The organism is Paenibacillus sp. FSL H8-0122, assembly GCF_038005345.1.
In the GTDB taxonomy this organism is placed as follows: Bacteria; Bacillota; Bacilli; order Paenibacillales; family Paenibacillaceae; genus Paenibacillus_AQ.
The window spans coordinates 2,911,886-2,935,854 of the sequence record NZ_JBBOTB010000001.1 but is presented as its reverse complement, the minus strand read 5'-3'; the positions used below and the strand labels follow the sequence as shown (position 1 = coordinate 2,935,854).

The window sequence follows — 23,969 nt, the reverse complement described above, 5'->3', positions numbered from 1 at the left end:
CCAAATGTAGCTTAACCATAGGTTTTCGCATATTCACTTGGCGGGATACCGGTCATTTTCTTGAAGATCTGACTGAAATACTTGGAATCGGTAAAGCCGACCTGATTACCCACCTCATAGACCCGGTACATCGGATTACGCAGCATACGCTTGGCTTCCTCGATGCGGTATTCCGTCAGACACTCGTAGAAGGTCTTATTCAGATCCTTGCGGAACAGATGCATCAGATGGGTCGGACTCACGAATACCGCCGAAGCGACCCGCTCAACGGTAATATTCCCGGCATAATGCTCCCGGATAAAAGCGAGTGCTTCCCTGATTTCACGCCGGCAGCGCGCTCCGGCTTCTTCCCCGGCATACAGCACACGTTCAACACCTGTCAAAGCCCGCTGTGCGGCAAGAACAGCCTGCCGGTATGAGTCTGCGATCCTGTACCAATCTTCTGTAGGCTTGCCTATACCTATACTGAGCGGCTGCCCGAAGTGCTGCTGGCTCCATTCGGACAGCTGTTTGCCCAAGCTGCGGGCATAGTCAATGGCATGTGCTAACTCTCTGGTCCGAAGTACCATAACCCACTCCAGATGGCTGTCCCGGAAGAGGCAGAGCTGCTCCAAAGAATGCGCTTCCATCAAGTCTGCTGCGGCATCCTCCAATGCTCTCGTTCCCTCCGCACTGCTCTCTAGGCCATTGTCAGGAGGGAAGGCGAGAGATAGAGGAAGGATAGCCTCTCCGGGTTCGAGCTGAAGATTCAACAGCTTTAACTTACCGGCTACAAATTCCTCATCATGCAATTGCCCATGCAGCAAATCCTGCCAGAATTGCTTGGAGATCGAAGCGATTTCCCCGTTAAGCTGTGAGTACCGCTTCGAATGCAGCTTCTTCTCCAGAATTTCATCGCCGACACAGCGCACCGTATCTGCAAGTTCTTCTATATTAATGGGCTTCAGTAAATAGGTCGAAGCGCCATAACGCAGAGCTGCCTGCGCATATTGAAATTCATCATAACCGCTAAGAACGACAATGCCCACCAGCATGTCCTGTTCGCGGATTTTCTCTATAAGTTCAAGACCATTCATGAACGGCATGCGGATATCGGTGATAATCACATCCGGACGGTGCTGCAGGGCGAGCGCCAGGCCCTCTTCGCCATTGCTGGCTTCTCCAATGATCTCAACGCCGTATTCTGCCCAATCAATAGTTTGTGTGATGCCCATGCGTACCAGGTATTCGTCATCGACTACAAGCGCTTTCAACATTAGCTTCACCCCGTAGTAGTTTTCTGTGTCTTACAGTCATTATAAACGTGAATTGTCTTTTAGAGGAGCAGTAAATAATCAAGTGTTCAGGATCACAAACGATATCGCAGCATCTTACCCCCACGGTTCTGCCTATTAACGTCCGTATAGCGGCGACTGGTTCCATTTCAACAGGTTCGCAAACCGTTTCATAGGATTCTATCCTAACTTTCGTAAAATACACTGTGATAGACTTTAAGCGTGAATAAGCAGTAAGCGCTTTTATAAGTGGAAGATCATCGAAATTGAACGCTGTAGGAGGAGTTTCTTCATGCAAGATCCATTTATTCCATTCGGGTTTCAATATTACCGTTCCCCAACCCCCTTCCGGGATCAATGGGAGCAAGACCTCGGCAATATTGCCGGGCAGGGGTTCAATTGTGTGAAGTATTGGGTCCAGTGGCGCTCCAGTGTCTCCAGGGAAGGGACATTCGTGTTCGATGATATTCAGGAGCTGATGGATATAGCTCACCGGAATGGGCTCAAGGTCATTTTGAATGTGATTTTCGATGTAGCTCCGGCCTGGTTCTATAGAAAATATCCGGATTCCAAAATGGTCACGGCCGACGGTTCCATTCTGGAGCCAAGAGCGATTAACTGCCGCCAGATTGGCGGAGCACCCGGACCTTGCTATCATCATGCGCCAGCCGCTGCGGAGAAGGCACGCTTTCTGGAGGAGACCGTCAAGGCCTTCAAGGATCATCCGGCGCTCTGGGTCTGGGATTTGTGGAATGAGCCGGAGCTGACTACGGGGATTAAGCGTAAGCTGTCTTTTGACAACCAGGTCTGTTATTGCAGGCATTCGCTGCCCGCATTTCATGAATGGCTGATCCACAAATATGGTTCTCTGGAAGCGCTCAACGAATCGTGGCAGCGGACTTACGGGGGCTGGGAGGAAGTGGAGGCACCGCGGGGCCAAGGCATCTTCAACGATCTGGTAGACTGGCGGCTGTTCATGTCGGACACCCTGACAGAGGAGCTGCGGAGCCGGGTACAAATAGTGAAGTCGCTGGATGTGCAGCATCCGGTTATGGCTCATACGGTACCTGCGCCAATCTTCAATATGATTACGGCTGGTTCGGATGATTTCAAGCTGGCAGAGCCCTGTGATCTGACAGGCAACAGCCTGGGGTCTTCGGCGTGGTCGGCTGATCTGCTGATCTCGGCGGCCAAAGGCAAACCGATTATTAACTCGGAAATTCACGCACTGCCGGGCAATACAGCGATGAAGCCGCGCCAGCCGGATCTTCTGGAGATGAAACGGCATATTCTGACCCCGCTTGCCCGCGGCATCACCGGATATCTGTTCTGGCAATACAGGCCTGAGATATTGGGTCAGGAAGCCCCGGCCTGGGGCAGTGTCTATCTGGACGGCAGCGCAGCGCCCTGGTACAGGGACATGGCACAGCTTAACAAGCTGGTACAGAGCAACAAGCGGGAGCTGATGCTGGCCAAACGCCGCGGGGACGGGATTGCCATTCTGTTCAGCCCGGAGAATCAGATTGCCAACTTCGCAGCGCATGATCATCTGGATACCTACAACGACTCCATACAAGGCGCCCATAAGCTGCTGCATGAGCTTAATTATAAAGTAGAGTTCCTGCATGAGTCTGATGTTACAGAGGAGTCTCTGAAGCCATACCGCTGCCTGTGGATGCCTTATCCGCTCTACCTGAACCGCAAATTGTGCGCCATCCTGCGTGGGTGGGTCGAGAACGGCGGGATTCTGATCTCGGAATGCTCCTTCGGTGCTCTTCAGGCAGAGAATGGCTGTCACAGCTATAACGTTCCGGGATATGGATTCGATCAAGTGTTCGGCGTCCGCGAGACCTGGATTCACTCCGCCGAGAATCTGGATCACAGCTATCATCAGGTCGCCTTCGAATCCCGGACGGCGATCCCGCTGCGGAATGTGATGGGGCATAGCGGGAAAGAGGAGCCTGCCGCAGGCGGTCTGGCCCATGGTTCCTACTACAAATCGGATATCGAGCTGGAAGGACATGTGAAGGTACTGGCCCAATTTACCGAAGACCTCATGCCTGCCTTAACCTGCGCCGATTACGGCAGTGGACGGGCTGTATGGTTAGGCACCTTGCTTGCAGCTGCCTATTGGAAGGATGAACATCCCGGTACGCTTCAACTGGTACGGGAGCTACTGCAGCAGGAGCTGAAGCTGGAGACTTATGTGCAGGCCAGCGGTAAAGTCCGTGCCGATCTGTCTGAATGGGGCGAAGGTGAAGGAACAGACCGGGGTGCGTTTCTATATGTGCATAATGAAGGGAAAGAGGACATCGCGACTGAAATTAAGCTGTGTGCTGTGTATACCTCAGCCGAACCCTGGTTTACCGGCGGACACGCCGATATTCAGCCGGCGGATCAGAAGGAGCCTTCAACAACCCGTCTGAGTGTACGGATACAGGCCGGGGATGTTCAGGTATTCCGCTTAGCTTAAGACGGCAGAGCGTATTACCGGATATTATAGAGCCGGCCGGTGAGATCCGGCCGAAGGGAGTGTATTGGTGTGAAGTTAGTAGATTATGTTAATCCCATGCAGGGAACAGAATCGGATTTCCGGTATTCCAACGGCAACACGCTGCCGCTTACAGCGATGCCGTTCGGTATGGCAGCCTGGTGTCCGCAAACCCATGAAGCGGGCGGCACCTGGTTCTTCCATCCCCGCCACCGCCACCTGGAGGGTATCCGACTGACCCATCAGCCCAGTCCCTGGATCGGGGACTATGGACATCTGACGCTGTTGCCGCAGAGCGGGCCGCTGCTGCTCAGCCCCGGCGCACGCTCCTCCTCCTTCAAACCGGAGGAGATGCAGGTAGCCCCCCATTATTTAAGCGTTTCCTTGCAGCGTTACCGGACCCGACTGGAGTTGACACCGACCGAGCGCTGTGCGGCGCTGAGAATAACTTATGATGAGCCGCACCAGAACAGGCTGATTATAGCGCCGCTGAAGGGGGAGTCACATTTTGTCTTCCAGCCGGAGATGCGCAGAATTACCGGCTATACCAGAGGCCATACCGCCGGGGTACCCGATAACTTCGCCATGTATTTCGTCTTCCAGTTCGATACAGACCTGATCATGGAGGAGTCGGGCATCTTCAATGGAGATTATCAGCCGTTAGGGACGTATGAGGGAACCGGAGAACGGCTCGGTGCCTATGCAGGATTAGCCCTGCCGGAATCCGGCGTTGCAGGGGTCAAGTGCGGCACCTCCTTCATCAGCGGGGAGCAGGCTCTGCTGAATCTGGAACGGGAGATTGGTGAATGCAGCTTCGGGGAGATCTTAAGCACAGCAGAGGCAAGCTGGGAAGAACGGCTCAGCCGGATTACTGTTGAAAGCACAGATGAAGAGAATCTCCGCACCTTTTACAGCTGCATGTACAGGGTCTGCCTGTTCCCCAGAACATGGCATGAATATAACGAGCAGAGCGAACAGATCCATTACAGCCCATTTAACGGCAGCATTTGCCAAGGTCCAATGTATTCAGATATCGGTCTGTGGGATGTATACCGTACGAGCCTCCCGCTGTACAGCGTTCTGTTCCCAACTCTACTGGGCGAGATTATGCAGGCGTGGACGCTGGCTTATGAAGAGAACGGCTGGCTGCCGAAGTGGCTGTCTCCGGGTGAACGCAGTGCGATGCCCGGGACACTGATTGATGCGGCAGCTGCGGATGCCATCGTCAAGGGAATCGGCGGCTTCAATGCGGAGCTGCTATATGAGGGCCTGCTGAAGCACGCGGACCATCCGGCTGCGGATGAGAGACTGGGCAGACGCGGACTTGAATTATATTTGCAGCATGGCTATCTGCCGCATGACCGGTTCCATGAAAGTGTGAGCAATACACTGGATTATGTATACGGGGATTTCTGTATTGCCCAGATTGCCAGAATACTTGGCAAGATGGATGACTATGAGCGCTTTATGAGCCGTGCGCAGAATTACAAGCGGTTATTTGATCCGGCGGTCGGGTTCATGAGAGGCCGTAACGAGGACGGCACGTGGCAAGAGTTCTTTGATCCGCTGCAATGGGGCGATCCCTTCTGTGAAGGCGGTGCCTGGCAGGGGAGCTGGGCCGTCCCCCATGACTTCCCGGGACTGGCCGGACTGATGGGCGGCGAGGAGGCATTCGTCCGCAGGCTGGACCAGCTAATGGCTGAAGAACCGGTATTCAAAGTGGGTTCCTATGGACAGGAGATTCATGAAATGTCGGAGATGGCTTCGGCCGGACTCGGGCAATTTGCCATCAGCAATCAGCCCAGCTTTCATATCCCTTATCTATTCTCCAGACTCGGAGCACTGCCCAAAACACAGTACTGGGTCCGCAAAACCATGGCCGGACTGTTCAGCAGCAGGATGGACGGGTTGCCCGGCGATGAGGATAACGGCAGCATGGGGGCCTGGTATATTTGGAGTGCCCTCGGCCTGTATCCGCTAAGTCCCGGAATTCCTGAGTATGTACTGGGCAGCCCTCTGTTTGACAAGGTTACGATCGAGCTAGAAAATGGGCGGCAATGGGTCATTGAAGCGGAGAATAATAGCCCCTCCAATATTTATAGTGCATCGGTTCACTGGAACAATACGCCGTGGGAGGATCACTCCTTGCCTCATAACGAGATTATGAGAGGCGGAGTCTTAAGCTTCAGTATGTATCCGGGGCCTGCCCCGCTATAAGAACCAGGCGAGGCAGTCGGTGTTAAAAGCGCTTAATAGTAATGCGGAGAGGAGAGATTAACAATGGCTCAAAGGTTTCATTCCAAATGGAAAACGCTTGCCGCTATGCTGGCTGCATTGACCGCCGGAAGTCTGATAATGATTGGAGCAATGAGCATGAATACACCCGGGGAAGCACCTCCGCTTCTTATCGTCAATGGTCAGGAGACTTCAACCGCTGAGTTCAACTGGCATCTTCAGCTGAACAGGGCGCTCACTGCTGATTACTTCATGCAGACTTATCATGCCGGTTATTCGGAGGACTTCTGGTTGACCGATTATTCCGGCGAAATCCCGCTGCAACGATGGATCAGGGACGCTCAGACTCAGCTACTAACCAAGCAAGCAGAGCTGCAGCTTGCAGAGGAAGCTGGAGTGATACCGGACATCAGCTTTGAGGCATTCCTGATTGGAATGGAGCGCGAAAATATACGGCGGAGTCAGGCGGCAGTGAACAAGGAGGTGGTGTATGGCCCTAAGCAGCTGGATGCACAGGCTTACTACAGCTATTACATGAGCAATCTTGAGGATGCAACGATTGATGCGATGCGCCGCAATGGCTCTATCGTCATCACTGCTGAACAGGAGAGGCTGGAATACGAAGCCAATCTGGCCGCGAAATATTCCAAGCAGGGAACTACCCGTGTGGAATGGGTGACGCTGCCTTACGGACCGGAATCAGAGTACAAAGATCAGAGCGGGGCCATGGACAGAATGAAAGAGCTCCTGGCAGCAGTAACAGCGGGAAGGGAATCTACCGGAACAGAGCTTACTGGAACAACCCTCCGTGAACAGGCAGAAGAGTTGGGAGTATATACCCGCGAGCTAACAGTTACCAGCACCTCACGGCGGACAGCAGCTCTGGAGAATCCGTTGGTATTACTTGCTGCGGAACAGCTTGCACAGGGACAGGTGAGCAGCTTGATTGTGGAGAATGGGGCTGTCCACCTCCTGTACTGCCTGTCCGAAGCTGACCCGGAAGCTCTGCCGTTCAATCAAGTCAAGGATCGGATTGCACAGGATCTGGCACAGCAGAAGTTCCGAGCTCTTGTGGATCACAAGCGGTCCGAAGCCGTTGTGGAATGGAATAACCAGATGGCTGAGGATCTGGCACGGCAGGCGATTCAATAACAATTCGAGGAGGAATTACGCAATAATGTTGAAAAAACTGACAATAACCATACTTGCGCTGGTGATGATCTGCACGGCGATGCTCCCCGCAATGGGCGTTTCTGCCCATACCGAAGAGACGGTGACCGATGAATTCTCGACCCTTCCGGCAGCGGAGTTACGCTCGGAGAATTGGGTGATTGACAGCAGCAATCCTCAGTTTTTCAGCGGCGATGCTGACAGGATGGTCAGAACCTCCACCGATACCGGATATGCAGTCTATCAGATGACAGGCATCCAGTCGTTCTCGCTTCAAACGTATTATTTCTCCGGCTCAACCGCCGTAGTGAAGTTCTACGGATCAGCGGATGCGGCAGACTGGACGGAGCTTCCGGCCGTCATTGACAGTCCGGCAGCGACTGCCTCGGGCTGGTACGGAACCATGTATACACCATCAGGTGCATTGCCGGATAGTGTAAATTACCTGAAGATTGAAGTCAGCGGCGATCTCGATACCTGGATGACGCAGCTCGGAAGCCTTAAGCTCTCCAATGTATCCATAGCTCCGCTAACGGTGAGCGATGAACTGGACGATGTCTCACAGCTCTCTGCATACAGCGATAACTGGACCATGGATACAAGCAATCCCGATTATTTTGGCGGAGATGCTTCCCGGGCGGTAAGAACGGCAGAATCCGCTGAATTTATCGTATACCATCTGCATAACCTGCAGTCCTTCAAAGCCCGCCTGCATTCCTTTGCCGGCTCCAGCGGAAGCATCAGGTTCTACGGTTCGGCGGATGCCTCGGCCTGGGCGGAGCTGCCCGCTGTTCAAGATGCTCCCCAGTCCACGGGTGATGGAGCTTGGACAGGGAGCAATTATACGCCTGCAGAGGTTTTTCCACCTGGTATTCATTATCTGAAAATCGAACTAAGCGGTGATTCCGCCCCCTGGCAAATGCAGCTAGGCTCGGTCTCCTTATCCAATAGAACGCAGGGAGGCGGCGGTAGCAGTGGCGGAGACGGGGATTATTACGTCGATGCCCTTACAGGCAGCGACAGTAATGACGGGCGAACACCGGAGACGGCGTGGAAGACATTTAGCGTGGTCAATCAGACTACCTTTGAGGCCGGTGACCGGATCTTGCTGAAGAAGGGCGGCATCTGGAACGAACAATTATATCCCAAAGGCAGCGGAACGGACGAGAAATTGATCACTATCGGTGCATATGGCACCGGAAGCAAGCCGGTTATTAATGGCGGAGGTATGGCTGGCGGGGCCGTGTATTTACGCAATGCCTCGAATTGGATGATCCGGGATCTGGAGGTTACCAACTATGCCTCCGAGAGGGGAACGGTCTACCGTGAAGGTATTATGGTAGAGAACGCCAATGGAGGAATCTTAAGAAATATACACATTAAGGATAACTATGTGCATGATGTATCCAGCAGCTTCCGCTATCCTACCGTATCCGGGGCTGAAGGTGGCCCACATGCATTCGGTGGCATCTCCGTATATGTAGGAGGAACAACGGGTACAGACAAGTTCGACGGAGTATGGATCGAAGGCAACACGGTGGAACGGATCGGTCGTACCGGGATTGTGGTATGGGATCAGCGGTTCAACGGAACGGACTATGCTACGGTCAATGTCACCATCCGCGGGAATTATGTCAAGCAGGCGGACAGCGACGGCATTCTTACCTTTGGTGTGAATGGGGGATTGATTGAACATAACATTGCAGAGGAGGGGGGGAACTATTCCGAGGAGGGTGAATTTAACGGCTCCGCCGCGATCTGGCCGACCCGGGGGCGGAATAACGTTGTACAGTTCAATGAGTCCTTCAATACGAACAAGCCGGAAGGCGACGGGCAGGGCTTCAATCTGGATATTGATACCATAGACAGTGTGGTTCAATACAATTACAGCCATGGCAACAAAGGCGGATTCATGCTTTTCGTTGATGCGCGCTTGACTCCGGGGGTGCTGACAGGCTCCTCTAATAATGTGGTACGCTACAACATCAGCCAAAATGATCTGACGCATACCTTTAACTTCGCAGGCGGGGTTACGCCGGATACACAAATCTATAATAATACGATCTATATCGGAGCAGGGCAGAACACCAGAATTATCGACCATGAATGGGATGACGGCGGCAATATCAACGCTCCCTATTCCTTCAAGAATAATCTGGTCTACAACCTTGGACAGGGAGGGTATAATCTGCCGGGAGTGAATGGCACCTTCGATCATAATCTGCTGTATGGCAATCACCCTGCAAGCGAGCCGGAGAACGCTAATTCCATCACAGCGAATCCGCTGCTTGTTGCCCAAGGCAGCGGCGGCACCGGCTGGAATACGGTGGACGGCTACAAGCTGAGAGACAACTCGCCTGCACTCGGAGCGGGAGCTGTTATTGCAGACAATGGCGGACTGGATTACTGGGGCAATGCCGTGTCAGCGGATGCTCCGCCGAATATCGGAGCATATAACGGCCCCGGACTTGATCCGGCAACGCTGCCTGAAGCACCAGTAGATGATCTGCGGCTGTATTATGAAGGCCTGAAGATTGTACCGCATATTAAGGATGGAAGCAGCGGTGATCTATCGCTTCAGCTTCAATTCACGAATAGTTCCACCGCAGATCCTCTGGTCATTAAGAAGATTACCTGGACTGTAGGTGAAGGCAAAGATCAGATTAGCGGCAGCGAATCGCAGTTGTCCGGGATCGCACCGGGCAACAAATTCCCTTATTCCATTCCACTGCCGGGATTCGCTGAAGGCGTGAAGTATCCGCTGGAGCTGACGGTTGATCTGGAGGGTTACGAGGATGTCCACATTAAGCGGAATATAGATATTAACCGGATGCCGAATCAGTCGGATACAAGCAGTCCGGCGCTGATTGATCTTGCGGACGGAACGCCTCTACTGACGGGTTACAATGGTGTTGATGATCTCAGTGGAACTGCGCAGCTGCGCTGGGATAAAGATCAGTTATATTTGACAGCCGATATCCGTGATGATGTATTCACTCATAAGGCTTCCGGGATTAATATCTGGCAGAATGACAGCATCCAGTTCAGCCTTGCTCCCGGTGTGCCGGGAGACAGCCAGTCCTGGTATGAATATGGGATCTCTCAGACGCCGGAGGGGCCGCAAATTTACCGCTGGTTGTCCATGAAGGGGGCAGCCACCGGAGTGTTGACCACAGGCACGCTCAAGGTGACCAGAGATGAGCAGAATAAGGTAACCTCATATGCCCTGGCACTGCCCTGGAGCGAAGTGAGCCCCGTCCGGCCAGCGGCGGGTGAAGTCTTAAGCTTCTCGATGCTGGTCAATGACAATGACGGAGCAGGCCGCAAGGGTTATATCGAATGGGGCTCAGGCATTGGCGGTGTGAAGGACCCGACTCTCTTCCGCACCTTTCAGCTGATGAATACCGGCAAGGGCGAAGAGCCGGAGCTGAGCAGCAATGCCGCTTTGAGTCGGTTGAGTATTGACGGTACAGATATTTCAGGGTTCGGGCAGGATAAACTGGATTACACCATCAACCTTCCTTTTTCCAAGACTGAGGTGATTGTAACAGGGACACCTGCTCATGCCGGGGCGACAGTGACAGTAACAGGCGGGAGCGGGCTTAAGGTAGGAGACAACAGGATTGATGTCAAAGTTACTGCTGCCGATGGAACTACTTCCAAGACTTACACTGTACATGTGGTTCGGAGCGGTGATAACGCGGGGACGGATACGCCTGAACCTACGCCCGGCAGCAATAACGGCAACAACAATAATAATAATAATAATAACAGTGGCGGCAGTGAAGGTACTCCCGGCACAGTAGGTGGTGAGATCATTACTCATTCACCGGGACTCCTTCAGGTACAAGCTGAACCGGGAGCCGATGGAATCAGTCACGCACAGCTTCGGGACGGAGAGATCCGGCAAGCCATGGATGGTGTGCAGAGCGGAGCACTGGTGCTTAAGCTGGCAGCGGAGAATGCTATGTTCAAAGGAAGTGCTTTTCAACTACCGGTTAAAGAGCTCAAGGATCATGTAACCTCGCTTACAGTACAAGCTGGCGGAGTGACCCTAACGATTCCCGTGGCTTCTCTGATGGATAGTATTCCGGAGGATTCCCGGCAGCTGGAGCTTTCCGTTCATATTGCAGATGCTTCACAGCAGCCTGCGGCCATGAATAAGAAATGGACAACATATTCCATGCACCGGATCTCTCTGGCCGTGGACGGACAGCAAATTGAAAGGTTAAGTCGCTCTGCATCCATGAAGGTATCCATTGCACACAACTTGAAGCCGGGAGAAGCGCAGCATCAAGCTATCGCCTATTCCATTACTGGTGGAGGGCAAACCGAAGTGGTTAAGCATTCTAAATATGTATCAGGAGCAGGCAGCGTTACGTTTACAACACAGAACTTTGGCCTCTATGGCACTGCAAATGCAGGTGTTCACTTCTCCGATACGGATTCAAGTAACTCCATCATTCTGGAGGCATTGGCTGCCCGTGACCTGGTTCGCGGTACAGGAGAGGGCAAATATGAACCTGACCGGCAAATCACCAGGGCAGAATTCATTCAGCTGCTGGTGTCCGCTCTGGAGCTTCAAGGCGGGAATAATCAAGGGATTTTCAAGGATGTCACTCCAGGGGCCTGGTATTACCAAGCAGTTATGACGGCTCAGGCCGCAGGTGTTGTTAATGGGCGCAGTGAGAGCTTCTTCGGTGCAATGGAGCCGGTTACCCGCCAGGAGATCGCTGTTATGCTGTTCCGCGCTATGCGTCTGAACGGACCGCAGCCGGAGACTTCTGGCCCTGCCGCAGCCTTTACGGATCACAAGCAAATCGGAGCGTACGCTCTGGAGCCGGTTAACTATCTGCGGCAGACCGGTATCATCAATGGTTATGGTGACGGTACTTACAAACCGCAGGGTTTGACCACGCGTGAAGAGGCTGCAGCGGTAATATACAGAATCATGGGATTGTGATTTCATTCTAGTGGAGGCTGCCGGGATTTCCCGGCGGTCTTTTACTGCTTCAGTTCAATTTGATAAGCTCTAGACGGATGGCAGCTATACATTTGACTAACCACTACATTATGTAGTAGATTATAACTACTACGTAGTGTAGTAATAATGTTATGGACGCATAACGAAATGAAGAGGTGTTCACGGTGAGCAAGATTCACAAGCTATCGGATACAGAATTAGAGCTAATGGAAGCCATTTGGGCGAGTACGCCGCCAGTAACTTCAACGGAGCTGCTGAACCAGTTTGCGCACAAGGGACGTGACTGGAAGGCGCAGACGATCTCCACCTTTCTGTCACGGTTAGTGGATAAAGGGTTTCTGACTGCCACCAGGCATGGCCGGTTAAACAAATATACCCCGGTGATTTCGCCTGAAGAGTATAAGCTGGTCGAGACTCAGCATGTCCTGGACGGGCTGTATCAGGGCTCTGTCAAGAATCTGATCTCAGCCATGTATGATGGCGACAAGCTGTCGGACCAGGATATTGATGAGCTGAAGCACTGGTTCTCGGAAAAGTAGGTGATGACGATGAAGACCTTACTCGATATTCTAATCCCGCTAACCGTTGCCGGAAGCGTAGTTACACTCAGCATTCAGGCACTGGGGAGGTTCTCCACCGGACATTTCCCGGCCCGATGGCGCTACGGACTCATTAAGCTGTCCTTAGTCTTTTATTTGATCCCTATAGCTCTGATCCTGCCGTGGTTATCCCAACACCTAAGCGCGCCGCGCGTAGCCACAAGTGTACAGAATCCCCAGAGTGGGAGGCTAACCGGGTATGTAGCGGAATCTCTGCAGCCTGCTCTAGCCCTTACCGCAAGTACCGCATATATCCTGTTAGGGATCTGGGCAGCGGGAGCCATCATTTTTGCCGCCTGGCAAGGATATGCGTACCGCAGGTTTACCAGAGTACTTAAGCGTAACCGTACCATGGTACCGGAGAATAGTGAGCCAGCCATGATGCTAAAGAGTATCAAGGAGGAGCTTGGCCTCACATGTAGCGTGAAGCTCGCGTACAGTTCTGTCGCACGCAGTCCTTTTCTGGCAGGTCTATGGAGACCGTCGATCTATTTGCCTATACAGAGTCATCCCAATCTGGATATGGAGATGGTCCTGCGCCATGAATTGGTTCATCTGAAGCGGAAGGATCTGTGGATCAAGGCTGCACTGCTTGCAGTCCGTACATTACATTGGTACAACCCGCTAGTTCACACGGTTCGTCATGAGCTTCATACCTGGAGCGAGCTGACCTGTGACCAGGAAGTGGTGCAAGAGATGTCTCATGCCGACCGCAAACGTTACGGCGGGACAATTCTGAATGTCATGGCAGGGCCCACCAGTCAACCCGGAGCTTTCTACGCCTTATTATCCGGTGACGGCAAACAATTACAAAGGAGATTAACCCATATGCTTAACGTCAAAAAACTAAACAGACAGACCCTCTTCCTATCGGTCACCGCAGCCCTATTAATTGCAGGGATCGGCACCTCTACGGCGGCATTGGCCTCCAAGATGACACCGCAAGTAGTCGCCGACTCGGAGTATACTTCTTCTGATAATGCCGCTTCCGAAATTGCGGCTTCTACAGTGCCTGAAGGTAAAATAACCAAGCCAGCCAAAGGTTCTGGAACCCAGCCTGCCGAGAGCAGCACCATCCCCGCCCAGGAGTATAAAGCAGGACAACTTGTTGCTGGGCCATCTGAATCTGCTGATTCTGTAACGGTTCCCGCTGAGCAGTCTCCAGGATCTGCTCAAGCAGAAATAATTGCCCAGCCGCTGCCTGAGCTTGTAGCAGCCCCTGAGGAGAGTGCTCCAGTAACAGTACCGAAAGCAAGCGCAGCCCAATCGGATTCCGGGCTTGCCCCTGCGCCGGTCCCTGCCCAGGAAGAGGCCATCGCAGAGGCGCTTCCGGAGCTAGTGCCGGCTCCGGCAGAGAGCGTTCCAGCACCAGCAAAGTAATAAACATCCTGCATTCAACCTGCCGGTATATAATCACAGTCAGGGGCAGCTTCCCAAGCGGAGGCTGCCCCTGTTTTTTTCACAAACACGTTCTAATCCCTGAAAGGTCTGAAGAATTCACGGATGTCATCCGCCGGCGGTCCCGGATCTTCCATAGCTGTGAAATGTCCACCGCGGGGCATCGTGGTCCACCGTGTAATATTCAGATTGCGTTCAGCCCAGGCTCTGGGCGGCAGACAGACATCCCCAGGGTATAGCGCTACCGCTGTAGGCACCTTAATCGCCCCCAAAGGCGGCAAAGTATGTGTATTCTCATAATACAAATTCGCGGACGAGCCTGCCGTATTTGTAATCCAATAAATCATAATATTCGTAAGTAACTCATCCTCGCTGAAGCTTTGCCGCAGATCGCCCTTACAATCACTCCATGCCCGGAATTTCTCAATGATCCAAGCCGCCAGACCCACAGGGGAATCGGTCAGCCCGTAAGCAATCGTCTGCGGCTTCGTCGACTGAATCTGCATATATCCGCCTTCCTCGGCGATCCATTGTGAGGTGTTTCGGATATACAATTGCTCCTCTTCCGTCAGGTCAGACTTATCCTGCACCGCCAGCAGATTCTTGATCAGGCCGATGTCGGTTAGATGAATTCCGCTTAGCACCTCAGGATGGTTGAAGGCCAGATACCGGGTCACACCGGAGCCGATATCTCCGCCTGCCGCAGCGAATTTGCTGTAACCCAGGTGTTCGGTCATTAATGTGGCCCATAGCCCGGCGATATGGGAATTGCTGATGCCCGTGCGCTTCAGTCCGTTCGAGAAGCCGAATCCGGGTACAGAAGGCACGATCACATCGAAGGCATCTTCAGGATTTCCGCCGTAGCTCGCCGGATCTGTAAGCATGGGAATAATCTTTTCGTAACGCAAGAAGCTGTCCGGCCATCCGTGAGTGAGGATCAGCGGGTGGGGATTAGGGCCTTGGCCGCGTTCATGCACGAAATGTATATCCAGCCCGTCCACCTTGCAGCGGTAATGTGCCAGCTTGTTCAGCTCCGATTCACGGGTCCGCCAATCGAATTGATCCCGCCAATAGGCAATAAGGGATTTCAGATACGCCTGATCTGTCCCCCGGTCCCATCCAGATTCTTCGAACATACCAGGCCAGCGGACATGCTCCAGTCTGTATTTCAGATCCTCCAGGACTTCATCGGCAACATGGATTTGATAACGTTCAACCGTCATTACGATCGCTCCTTATGTGTGATAAGTTCAGCACCATCGATAATACAACTATACTTGATAAGTATGAGAGTAAGGTATTTAATGTATAAGACGTTTTAGAGAAATTAACAAAAAGCAAAAAGAAGCGGAGGGGAAATTTGGAACTGGAGGAGCGTTGGCGACCGCCTTTGTATTTGGATTTCTACCGCGATTAGCGGTTTAATCAAGAAATCTGGGGACAACAGCGGCCGGAGGGCCAAACATTCTCTGGAGTCACGGCTGTACCCATAACCGAAAACCTACAAGTACGAACTAGATAGCAGTAGCTTAAATCCACTTAAATTAGATTTCCACCCCCGTCTGTGACCACACGCACCACATCTTCCGTGAATTAGGCTACATTAAGAGTATACCTAATGAAAGGTTTCACAAACTTCCGAAATTTGATTTGAATCCTCCTTTTGCAGCGGCTGGCGTAATAGAATGAGGTTGCTGATAAGGATTATCAATCAAATATTGGAGGCTAACACTAATGAGTACACAAACCAGACAAATCGCCGAGGGCATCCACTGGGTAGGCAAAATAGACAACCGTGAAGTCCCGTTCCACCGCCTGATTCTCGCCAAGGGCACCACCTATAATTCCTATCTCCTCAAAACAGGCAAGCCGACCGTCATTGATACGGTAGATATGGAGTTCGGCCGCGAATATGCCGAGTGTCTCGCCGGAATGATTGATCTTATGGATATTCATTACATCGTCATTAACCATACCGAGCCTGACCACTCCGGCGGACTGGCGGCACTGGCGGCACAGGCCCTGAATGCTACGATTGTCTGCACCGAGATCGCTGTGCCGGAGCTGCAGGAGATGTATAAGCTGCACAGCCGCAACTTCCTGGTGGTGAAGGACGGAGACACCCTGGATATCGGCGGCAAAACCCTGCTGTTCAAAGAAACGCCGTACCTCCACACCGCAGAAACGATGATTACGTACTGTGTGGAAGACAAGATCCTGTTCCCTTGCGATATTTTCAGTACACATGTGGCTGCTGAGCATCTGTTCAGCGATGAAGCAGGCTTCGATATCACTGAAGATTACAAAGGCTATTATGCAGCCATTATCCATCCGCACAGAAGATATGTAAGAACGCTGCTGGAAGCGGTGAAGGATCTGGAGATCCGCATGATTGCACCCTCCCACGGATTCCTGATCCGCGAGGACATTCCTAAGTTCATCGGGCTGTATGCCACCATGAGCCGGGAGACTACCCAGGGCAAGAAGGCTGTCATTGTCTACACCACCATCAAGAACAGCACGAAGAAGATGGCCGCGATCATTGAGAATTGCCTGAAGGAGAACAATATTGAGACCGAAGTCTGGAACGCAGATAAAAGCAGCACCGCTGACATCCTCCACAGCATCGAATCGGCAGACGCCGTCTTCATCGGCAGCTCCACGAAGTATGCAGATATGATCGGGAACCTGGAGGAAGTGCTGAAGGGCATGCAGGAGATGAACCTGGAAGGTAAGCTTGCCACGGCGTTTGGCTCCTACGGCTGGAGCGGAGAAGCGATCGAGGTGATTCAGGATTACCTGAACGGAACGAACATGATTGTACAGAGCACCTCTGAGGTGATCAAAACCACCGGCATGACCCATGTGGAGTTCCCCGTCCGGGTGAGATTCTCTCCAAGAGAGCCTGAGAAGGTCCAGAAGATTAAGCATGCAACCGAATTTGTCTCGGATCTGCTGCTCAGTTCAATCTAGGGAGGAGGAAGCGAACATGACGAAGCATTACGTAATTGTTGGCGGCGGTGTAACCGCCGTCCATGCCGCCAAAGCGATCCGCGATCAGGACACGGACTCGGAAATCTCCATTCTCGGGGAAGAGAGCGGCCTGCCGTACAACCGGATCAAGCTGACCAAGGGCCTGTTCACCGATCTGCATAGCGAGAAGGTTCTGATCAAGAAGGAGAAATGGTACCGCGATAACCGCATTACTGTGCAGTCGTCCACCCGCATCGTATCCATCCACCCGGAGCGCCAGACGGTAGAGACAGAGAGCGGCCAATGTGTGGAATACCATAAGCTGCTGCTCTGCATGGGGGCGAAGAACCGCGCATTAAGCATCCAGGGTGCCGGACTTGCCAACGTACACAGCATCCGGGAGCTGGCTGACGCAGACCGGCTGAAGGATAGTCTTAAGGAAGGCAGCCGCGTAACCGTCATCGGCGGAGGGGTGCAGGGGATTGAGACCGCTTGGGCGCTTCACGAAGCAGGGTATACGGTAACTGTGGTTGAATACGCACCTGCCCTGATGGCCAGACAGCTCGACAGCTACTCTTCCAAGCATCTGCAAGAAACCCTTGAACAATCCGGGGTGAAGGTGATTCTTCAAGCGGGTGTGGCTTCCATAGAGGGGACAGAGGTTGTCACTGGAGTTACGCTGAATGACGGCACGAGCTTCCCGTGTGACCATGTGGTCTACTCCATTGGGATTGTTCCGAATACTGCTCTGGTTGACGGCTCGAAGATTGAGGTCCGCAGCGGCATTATTGTGGATGAATATCTGCAGACGAGTGCTCCGGATATCTATGCAGCGGGTGACGTTGCCGAGTTCGGCGGGCTGGTGGAAGGCCTGTGGGGCGGAGCGATGGAACAGGGCAGGATTGCAGGGAGCAATATGGCCGAAGCCCGGAGTGTATACCGCAGAGCGGTTCCGGTGACCTTGTTCAATGCGTTCGGGGTGTCGTTGTTCTCCATCGGCAACACCGATGAGCGGAATTGCGATGAGTCAGTATGCGGTGAAGAGAACGGGGCGTATACACGGATTTTTGTGAAGGATCATGTCATTGTCGGGGCGTTGTCCTGGCAGGGCGCTGCGGCTTCGCTGGCTTACAAGGCGGCTGTTGAGCAGGGCGTCCGGCTGAGCGGGAGTGCTGACGGCAAGAGCATCGAAGACATTATAGCGGAAGCGCAGTCTGTTCTGAACTGATTAACTACTAAGAATATAGGAGATGAGTATGATGAAAAAGTATATCTGTACCCCTTGCGGCTACATCTACAACCCGGCGGTAGGCGATCCCGATGAGGATGTAGCTGCCGGAACAGCGTTCGAGGATCTGCCGGAAGATTGGGTCTGCCCGATCTGCGGTGAGGACACCAGCCATTTCGTACCCGTTGAGGAAAAGAACACAATTGCTCATTAGTGGATTAAGGCTTCACATTTCACATTACAGGGGGAACGGTATGAAAGAGCATTCCTGCCAGCACGCCGCAGAACCTTGTACACGCAAGGTACCGATTTTTGCCGCGCTGACCGATGAGGATCTTACCCGGATCAGCGCGATGATTAAGCACCGTAAATTCACCAAGGGCCAGCCGCTAATTCTCGAAGGCGCGCCGTCCGATACGCTGTACATTATTCAGCAGGGACATGTGAAGTTATCCAAGATTACGCCCGAAGGAAAGGAACAGATTCTGCATATCCTGACGAACGGGGATTTCTTCGGGGAACTCAGTATCTTCAACAGCGACGAGCTTAGCAACTTCAGTGCGTATGCGCTGAAAGACACCAATATCTGCCTGCTGACCCGCAGCGATATGGAGCAGTTAATGACCGAGAATCCTGACATCTCCCTGCGCTTGCTCAAAAGCTTAACCAAACGGCTCGCCCACACCGAGAATCTGGCGCAGAGTCTGGCGACCAAAGACCCGGAAATCCGGATCGCGTATATGATCATGGAGCTGAGCGAGAAATACGGCAAGCCGCGCGGCGGACGCGTACATATCGACCTCCCGCTGTCCCGGGAAGAGCTGGCCAGTTATGTCGGAGTGACCCGCGAGACCATCAGCCGGAAGTTCTCCCGCTTCGAGGACTCCGGTCTGATCAAGCTGATCGGCAACAAGCAGATGGTGGTCATGGACCCGGCGGGTGTGGAGCGGTTCATGGGAATTTAAGGGGATTGAAATATAGAATAAGCGGCATTTCTGTCATTTGATGATGGGGATGCCGCTTTCACGTGGACTGGACGTAATTCCCGCGCCAGGCACCTTACAAATACCTGACGCATATTGTATGGTTATAAGCCTACCAGGCGACAACGGGAAAGGAAGTGGGTGTATGGCTGCGGGGATTTTAAGATATTTTGTAGACGGCAATACGGCTCTCGGCTACTACAGTTTGTTCGAATCGAATCTTCAAGGGCTCCGGCGGATATTCATACTGAAAGGCGGTCCCGGTACCGGGAAATCCTCCCTGATGAGAGCAATCGGTACGGAATGGGCGGAGCGGGGATACGATATTGAGCTGATCCATTGTTCATCCGATAAGGATTCCATTGACGGGGTGATTATTCCGGCGCTTGGCGCGGGCATTGTTGACGGGACGGCGCCCCACGTGATCGAACCCAAGGCTCCCGGAGCGGCTCGGGATTACGTGAACCTGGGCGAAGCGTGGGACTCGGCAGCACTTACCAGCCAAAGGGAGAGCATTGAGGAGATCAATCAGAAGGTTGCTGGTGCCTATGCGGCGGCGTACAGCAGATTTGCGGAGGCCCTGAGCATTCATGACGAATGGGAAAAGATTTACTTCGGGCATATGGACTTCAGTAAGGCGGATCAATTAACGGCCCTGATGCTGGAACAGCTGTTTGGTGAAGCTCATCTTCAGAGAAGCGCTGACATTAAGCACCGGTTTCTGGGCGCAGCAACGCCGGCAGGAGCAGTTGACTTTGTCCCTAATCTGACCGAAGGGCTGTCCAGACGCTTCTTCCTCAAAGGCCGGGCCGGAACAGGCAAATCAACGATACTCCGCAAAATCGCCGCCGAAGCGGAGAAGAGGGGCTTTGATACGGAAATCTATCATTGCGGATTTGATCCCCACAGTCTGGATATGGTCATTGTGCGTGAGCTTGGTTTTGCCATCTTTGACAGCACCAGCCCGCATGAATATGACCCGGAGCGGGAAGGAGACGTAATCATCGATACGTATGAAGCCATTGTTGCACCGGGAACAGATGAACGCCTCGCCGGGCCGCTAGAGGAAGTAAGCGCACAATATAAAGCCACAATGAAAACGGCGATAGCTGCACTGGCAGAGGCCAAGGTGCACCGGGATGAGTTAAAGGAAATTTATATTGCCGCGATGGATTTTAGCGTGGTGAATGCCGCCAGAAACCGGATATCTGCTGAACTGAATAGTATGCAGGCTTAGCGGTTAATAGGATCTGAGCCAGTCTCGGGGCTTATCCTGCGGAGGTATTTGCTATCCGCAGGGTAAGGCCTTTTTCGGCTTAACCGGATTCTTTAACAAACGGATATGGCTGCGGGCCAGTGTGGTGCGCTCCTGCCGGTTGACGCGTTCTTCATCAAGGTATAAACTTATAACCTTAAATATGTAACCAGAGATCATTAAAAACGTTTACATTCCAAAGGGGAGAGAATATCAATGACTACTTACGAAGTGGCTTCCTTCAATATCCGCCTTGACAATCCGGCAGACGGAGAGAACCGCTGGGCGTTACGCAAGGAGCATATGCTGCGCCTGATCAGGCATTACCGCTGGGACGTCTTCGGACTGCAGGAGGCGCGGGGCAATCAGCTGAAATACCTGGCGTCACTTGAGGATTATGAGGTGGAAGGCATCAGCCGTGATCATGATCCTGATAGTGAGCACTGCCCGGTTTTTTATAACAAGTCGGTATTCACCAAAGAAGACGGAGGCACCTTCTGGCTGTCGGAAACGCCGGAAGTTCCTTCCAAGTCCTGGGACTCAGCGTACAACCGGATCTGCACCTGGGTGAGGCTGCAGGACACAAGAAACGGGAACCGGATTCACTTTGTGAATACCCATCTGGACCATATCAGCGAGGAAGCCAGATACCGCGGCGCACTGATGATTCTGGACTGGGTCCGTAATCTAGGCGGAAATCTCCCGGTTGTGATCACAGGGGACTTCAATGCTTTACCGGACGAACGATGCTACCGGGAGATTACAGCGCAGCTGACTGATACCCGTAGGGCGGCTGAGGCACATTATGGCCCTTGGGGTACATTCACCGATTTTCGCTACGATATTCCATGGGATGAGCTGATGGAGATCGATTATATTTTTACGGACAAGCAGGTGAAAGTACTGAAGACTCGGACAGTAACCGACAGCTTCGACCGGAAATACCCTTCGGATCATTATCCTGTTACAGCAACTTTGGAAATCTGACGGGCGAAGCCCGGATATAATCACACACAAATGGGGACAACGGCATGATGAGGATCTTCAGACATAAGGGTTATTTTATCGGAGTGCATATTGTATTGTGTATATCCCTGTTCTCCACACTGTATGCGTACTCTCCGGTCATCCGGGTGAAGGTGAAGGAGATCATCGAACCGGCAGACAAAGTCTATACGATTGCCCACCGCGGCGCGTCCGGTTATGCTCCTGAGAATACGATACCGGCCTTCGAGCTGGCGCGTGAGATGAATGCCGACTCGATTGAGCTCGATATCCATCTGACCAAAGACCTGATTCCGGTTGTGATTCATGACGAGACGGTTAACCGTACTACGAGCGGCAAGGGCTTCGTGAAGAATATGACCCTGGAGCAGATCAAGCAGCTCGATGCAGGCACCTGGTTCAATCAGGACTACCCGATGTTCGCCAGAGATCTCTATATTGGGCTTACCGTCCCCACGCTTGAAGAAGTATTCGAGAGGTTCGGCAAGGACATGAACTATGTGATCGAGATCAAGGAGCCTGCCCCGAAGTTCGGGATAGAAGCGATCCTGAATGAAACGATATTGAAATATGATCTCGCCAAAAGAGTATCCGTTCACTCCTTCAGCGCAGCCAGTCTGCGGGAGCTTCATGCGATCAACCCGGATATTCCGCTATATCAGCTGGTATGGAATGATTATGCGGCTACGAGGGTGACTCAGTCCTATCTCGATACTGTGAAGACCTATGCCGTAGGCATCAGTCCGAATTTCCAGGGAATCAGCGGGGCTTATGTGGCTCAGGTGAAGAGAGCCGGGCTCAAGATCATCCCGTACACGGTGAACTACCAGCTTAATATGGATAAAGCCTATTCTTGGGGAGTAGACGGAGTGCATACGAATTATCCCGACCGCTTCCTTGAAGTGATTGCCGCCAACAGGGCAAATGCCAAATGGTAGGAGTGGAGGCTGGGGGGACAGACCGCTCATTTACTATAAAAGGCCAGAAGAAGGGTCCAGTTCTTGTCCGATACCCGGATATGAACTGGACCCTTAGCGAAATATAAGAATTTATAGGTTGCACACGATAAATTATCCTTCTATTTCTCGCTGAAACGGTACCGTCCTTTAAAAGGACGGCAATGCCGTTTCCACTTGTTGTGCTTAAAATGCGCTTAACACGATATTCCGCAGCTTGCGCGTAATGGGCAGGGTACCGGCATCCTTCTTCTGGATCATGAACAGGATGGTCAGACGTTCCAGCGGACAATTGGCAAAATAAGCTCCAAGCCAGCCGTCCCAGCCGTATTCTCCCAGGCTGCCGAGCCCTCCGGCTTGACCGGGATCGGTCAGGATGCGCATCTGATTGCCATAGCTGTAGCCTTGCAGCGAATGCCAGGGATTGAAGCCTTGCTGCTGCAAGCTGGTCAAGCTGGCTGAGGTCATAAACTGAACGGTGCGGGGCTTCAGCAGCTCCACTCCGTTCAAGCTGCCCTGATTGATCAGCATGGTGGTGAATTTGGCGGCATCCTCAATGGTCGAGACCAGCCCGGCTCCGCCTGCTTCATAAGCCGCCTCCCGGTCCATATGATGGTTAACGCCCAGGTGACTCGCTGAATACCGGCTCAAGCCGCCTTCGCCGTCATCCTGGTAGACGCAGGCCAGCCGGTCTCTCTTGTCTTCGGGCAGCCAGAAGCCGGTATCCTTCATCTGCAGCGGACCGAAGATCTCCTGCTGCAGGAATTCGCCGTACCGCATGCCGCTGACGACTTCAACTAATGCACCGAGGACATCCGCAGAGGTGCCATACTGCCAGGATGATCCCGGCTCGAAGGACAGCGGGCCTTCGCCCAGCCGATTGGCGAATTCCTGTGTGCTCATCGGATTATCGCCCAGCAGACGGCTGTCGAGTTCCTGGAACAATGCATCCGTATACTGACCCGCCAGGTCTTCTCCGCCGTAGACCAGGCCAGAGGTCATGTTCAGCAGGTCATTAATATCAACCTCCCGGCTCACGGGCTCAAGCTCGCCGTTCTTCTCTACCTTTTGATTTTTGAATCCGGGTATGTACTGGCTGACCGGATCGAACAGGTCGATCTCCCCGCGCTCCAGGAGCAGCATAACGGCTGCGGCGGTAACCGGCTTTGTCATCGAGTATAGTCGGAAGATCGAATCCCTGGACATCTTGCGTCCAGCTTCAATATCGGCATAGCCGTCTTCGTGATACCAGCTTTCTTGTCCATCCTGAAGCACCATGAAGTTCGCACCGGCGATTTCCTTATTGGCAATGCTTGCGCTTAGCGCTTTGGTAATTAGGCGGGTTGTGTTAGAATCCAGCATCTCTAGGTCTCCTTTGATATGAACCGTTATCTATATTCCAGGGGGAATAGCATTTC

At 52.8% G+C, this 23,969-nt stretch carries 16 protein-coding genes; 13 read left to right on the top strand and 3 right to left on the bottom strand.

Annotated elements, in window-relative coordinates:
* Positions 1–11: 11 nt before the first annotated feature.
* On the bottom strand, positions 12–1,256 hold the full coding sequence (locus NSS64_RS12835) for a response regulator (protein WP_341140353.1): 1,245 nt from the start codon (positions 1,254–1,256) through the stop codon (positions 12–14).
* A gap of 310 nt (positions 1,257–1,566) precedes the next feature.
* Between NSS64_RS12835 and NSS64_RS12830 the strand changes: the two genes are divergently transcribed.
* The 6 genes from NSS64_RS12830 (at position 1,567) to NSS64_RS12805 (ending at position 14,133) form a co-directional block, all read left to right on the top strand.
* A complete protein-coding gene (locus tag NSS64_RS12830) occupies positions 1,567–3,747 on the top strand; it encodes a beta-galactosidase (protein WP_341140352.1) in 2,181 nt (726 codons plus the stop codon).
* A gap of 69 nt (positions 3,748–3,816) precedes the next feature.
* A complete protein-coding gene (locus NSS64_RS12825; RefSeq protein WP_341140351.1) occupies positions 3,817–5,982 on the top strand; it encodes a GH92 family glycosyl hydrolase in 2,166 nt (721 codons plus the stop codon).
* Positions 5,983–6,045: 63 nt separating this feature from the next.
* Positions 6,046–7,152 carry a peptidylprolyl isomerase gene (locus NSS64_RS12820; RefSeq protein WP_341140350.1) on the top strand — a complete coding sequence of 369 codons (1,107 nt, stop codon included), beginning with the start codon at positions 6,046–6,048 and terminating at the stop codon, positions 7,150–7,152.
* Between the two features lie 25 nt (positions 7,153–7,177).
* Entirely contained in the window at positions 7,178–12,133 is a 4,956-nt protein-coding gene (locus NSS64_RS12815; protein ID WP_341140349.1) for an S-layer homology domain-containing protein, read from the top strand.
* A gap of 185 nt (positions 12,134–12,318) precedes the next feature.
* Positions 12,319–12,693 carry a BlaI/MecI/CopY family transcriptional regulator gene (locus tag NSS64_RS12810; RefSeq protein ID WP_340940789.1) on the top strand — a complete coding sequence of 125 codons (375 nt, stop codon included), beginning with the start codon at positions 12,319–12,321 and terminating at the stop codon, positions 12,691–12,693.
* Between the two features lie 9 nt (positions 12,694–12,702).
* Positions 12,703–14,133 (top strand): M56 family metallopeptidase, encoded by a 1,431-nt coding sequence (locus tag NSS64_RS12805; protein ID WP_341140348.1) that lies wholly within the window; start codon positions 12,703–12,705, stop codon positions 14,131–14,133.
* A gap of 92 nt (positions 14,134–14,225) precedes the next feature.
* Here the strand turns inward: NSS64_RS12805 and NSS64_RS12800 are convergent, their stop codons facing one another.
* Positions 14,226–15,374: an epoxide hydrolase family protein gene (locus NSS64_RS12800; protein ID WP_341140347.1), complete on the bottom strand. Its 1,149-nt coding sequence runs from the start codon at positions 15,372–15,374 to the stop codon at positions 14,226–14,228.
* Positions 15,375–15,885: 511 nt separating this feature from the next.
* Here NSS64_RS12800 and NSS64_RS12795 point away from each other — a divergent pair.
* The 7 genes from NSS64_RS12795 to NSS64_RS12765 all read left to right on the top strand — a co-directional run bounded on the left by NSS64_RS12795 (position 15,886) and on the right by NSS64_RS12765 (position 22,533).
* Positions 15,886–17,124, top strand: coding sequence for an FprA family A-type flavoprotein (locus NSS64_RS12795; RefSeq protein ID WP_341140346.1), 1,239 nt, complete (start codon positions 15,886–15,888; stop codon positions 17,122–17,124).
* A 16-nt stretch (positions 17,125–17,140) separates the two neighbouring features.
* Complete coding sequence (locus NSS64_RS12790; RefSeq protein ID WP_341140345.1) at positions 17,141–18,352, top strand: NAD(P)/FAD-dependent oxidoreductase; 1,212 nt, start codon at positions 17,141–17,143, stop codon at positions 18,350–18,352.
* A gap of 31 nt (positions 18,353–18,383) precedes the next feature.
* On the top strand, positions 18,384–18,566 hold the full coding sequence (rd, locus tag NSS64_RS12785; protein ID WP_341142807.1) for a rubredoxin: 183 nt from the start codon (positions 18,384–18,386) through the stop codon (positions 18,564–18,566).
* 40 nt (positions 18,567–18,606) lie between these two features.
* Positions 18,607–19,317 (top strand): Crp/Fnr family transcriptional regulator, encoded by a 711-nt coding sequence (locus NSS64_RS12780; protein WP_340940782.1) that lies wholly within the window; start codon positions 18,607–18,609, stop codon positions 19,315–19,317.
* Between the two features lie 163 nt (positions 19,318–19,480).
* A complete protein-coding gene (locus tag NSS64_RS12775) occupies positions 19,481–20,572 on the top strand; it encodes a PRK06851 family protein (RefSeq protein WP_341140344.1) in 1,092 nt (363 codons plus the stop codon).
* 234 nt (positions 20,573–20,806) lie between these two features.
* A complete protein-coding gene (locus NSS64_RS12770) occupies positions 20,807–21,577 on the top strand; it encodes an endonuclease/exonuclease/phosphatase family protein (RefSeq protein ID WP_340992909.1) in 771 nt (256 codons plus the stop codon).
* Positions 21,578–21,621: 44 nt separating this feature from the next.
* Positions 21,622–22,533, top strand: coding sequence for a glycerophosphodiester phosphodiesterase (locus NSS64_RS12765; RefSeq protein ID WP_341140343.1), 912 nt, complete (start codon positions 21,622–21,624; stop codon positions 22,531–22,533).
* Positions 22,534–22,737: 204 nt separating this feature from the next.
* Here NSS64_RS12765 and NSS64_RS12760 read toward each other — a convergent pair whose 3' ends face one another.
* Complete coding sequence (locus tag NSS64_RS12760; protein WP_341140342.1) at positions 22,738–23,913, bottom strand: serine hydrolase domain-containing protein; 1,176 nt, start codon at positions 23,911–23,913, stop codon at positions 22,738–22,740.
* Positions 23,914–23,969: the final 56 nt, after the last annotated feature.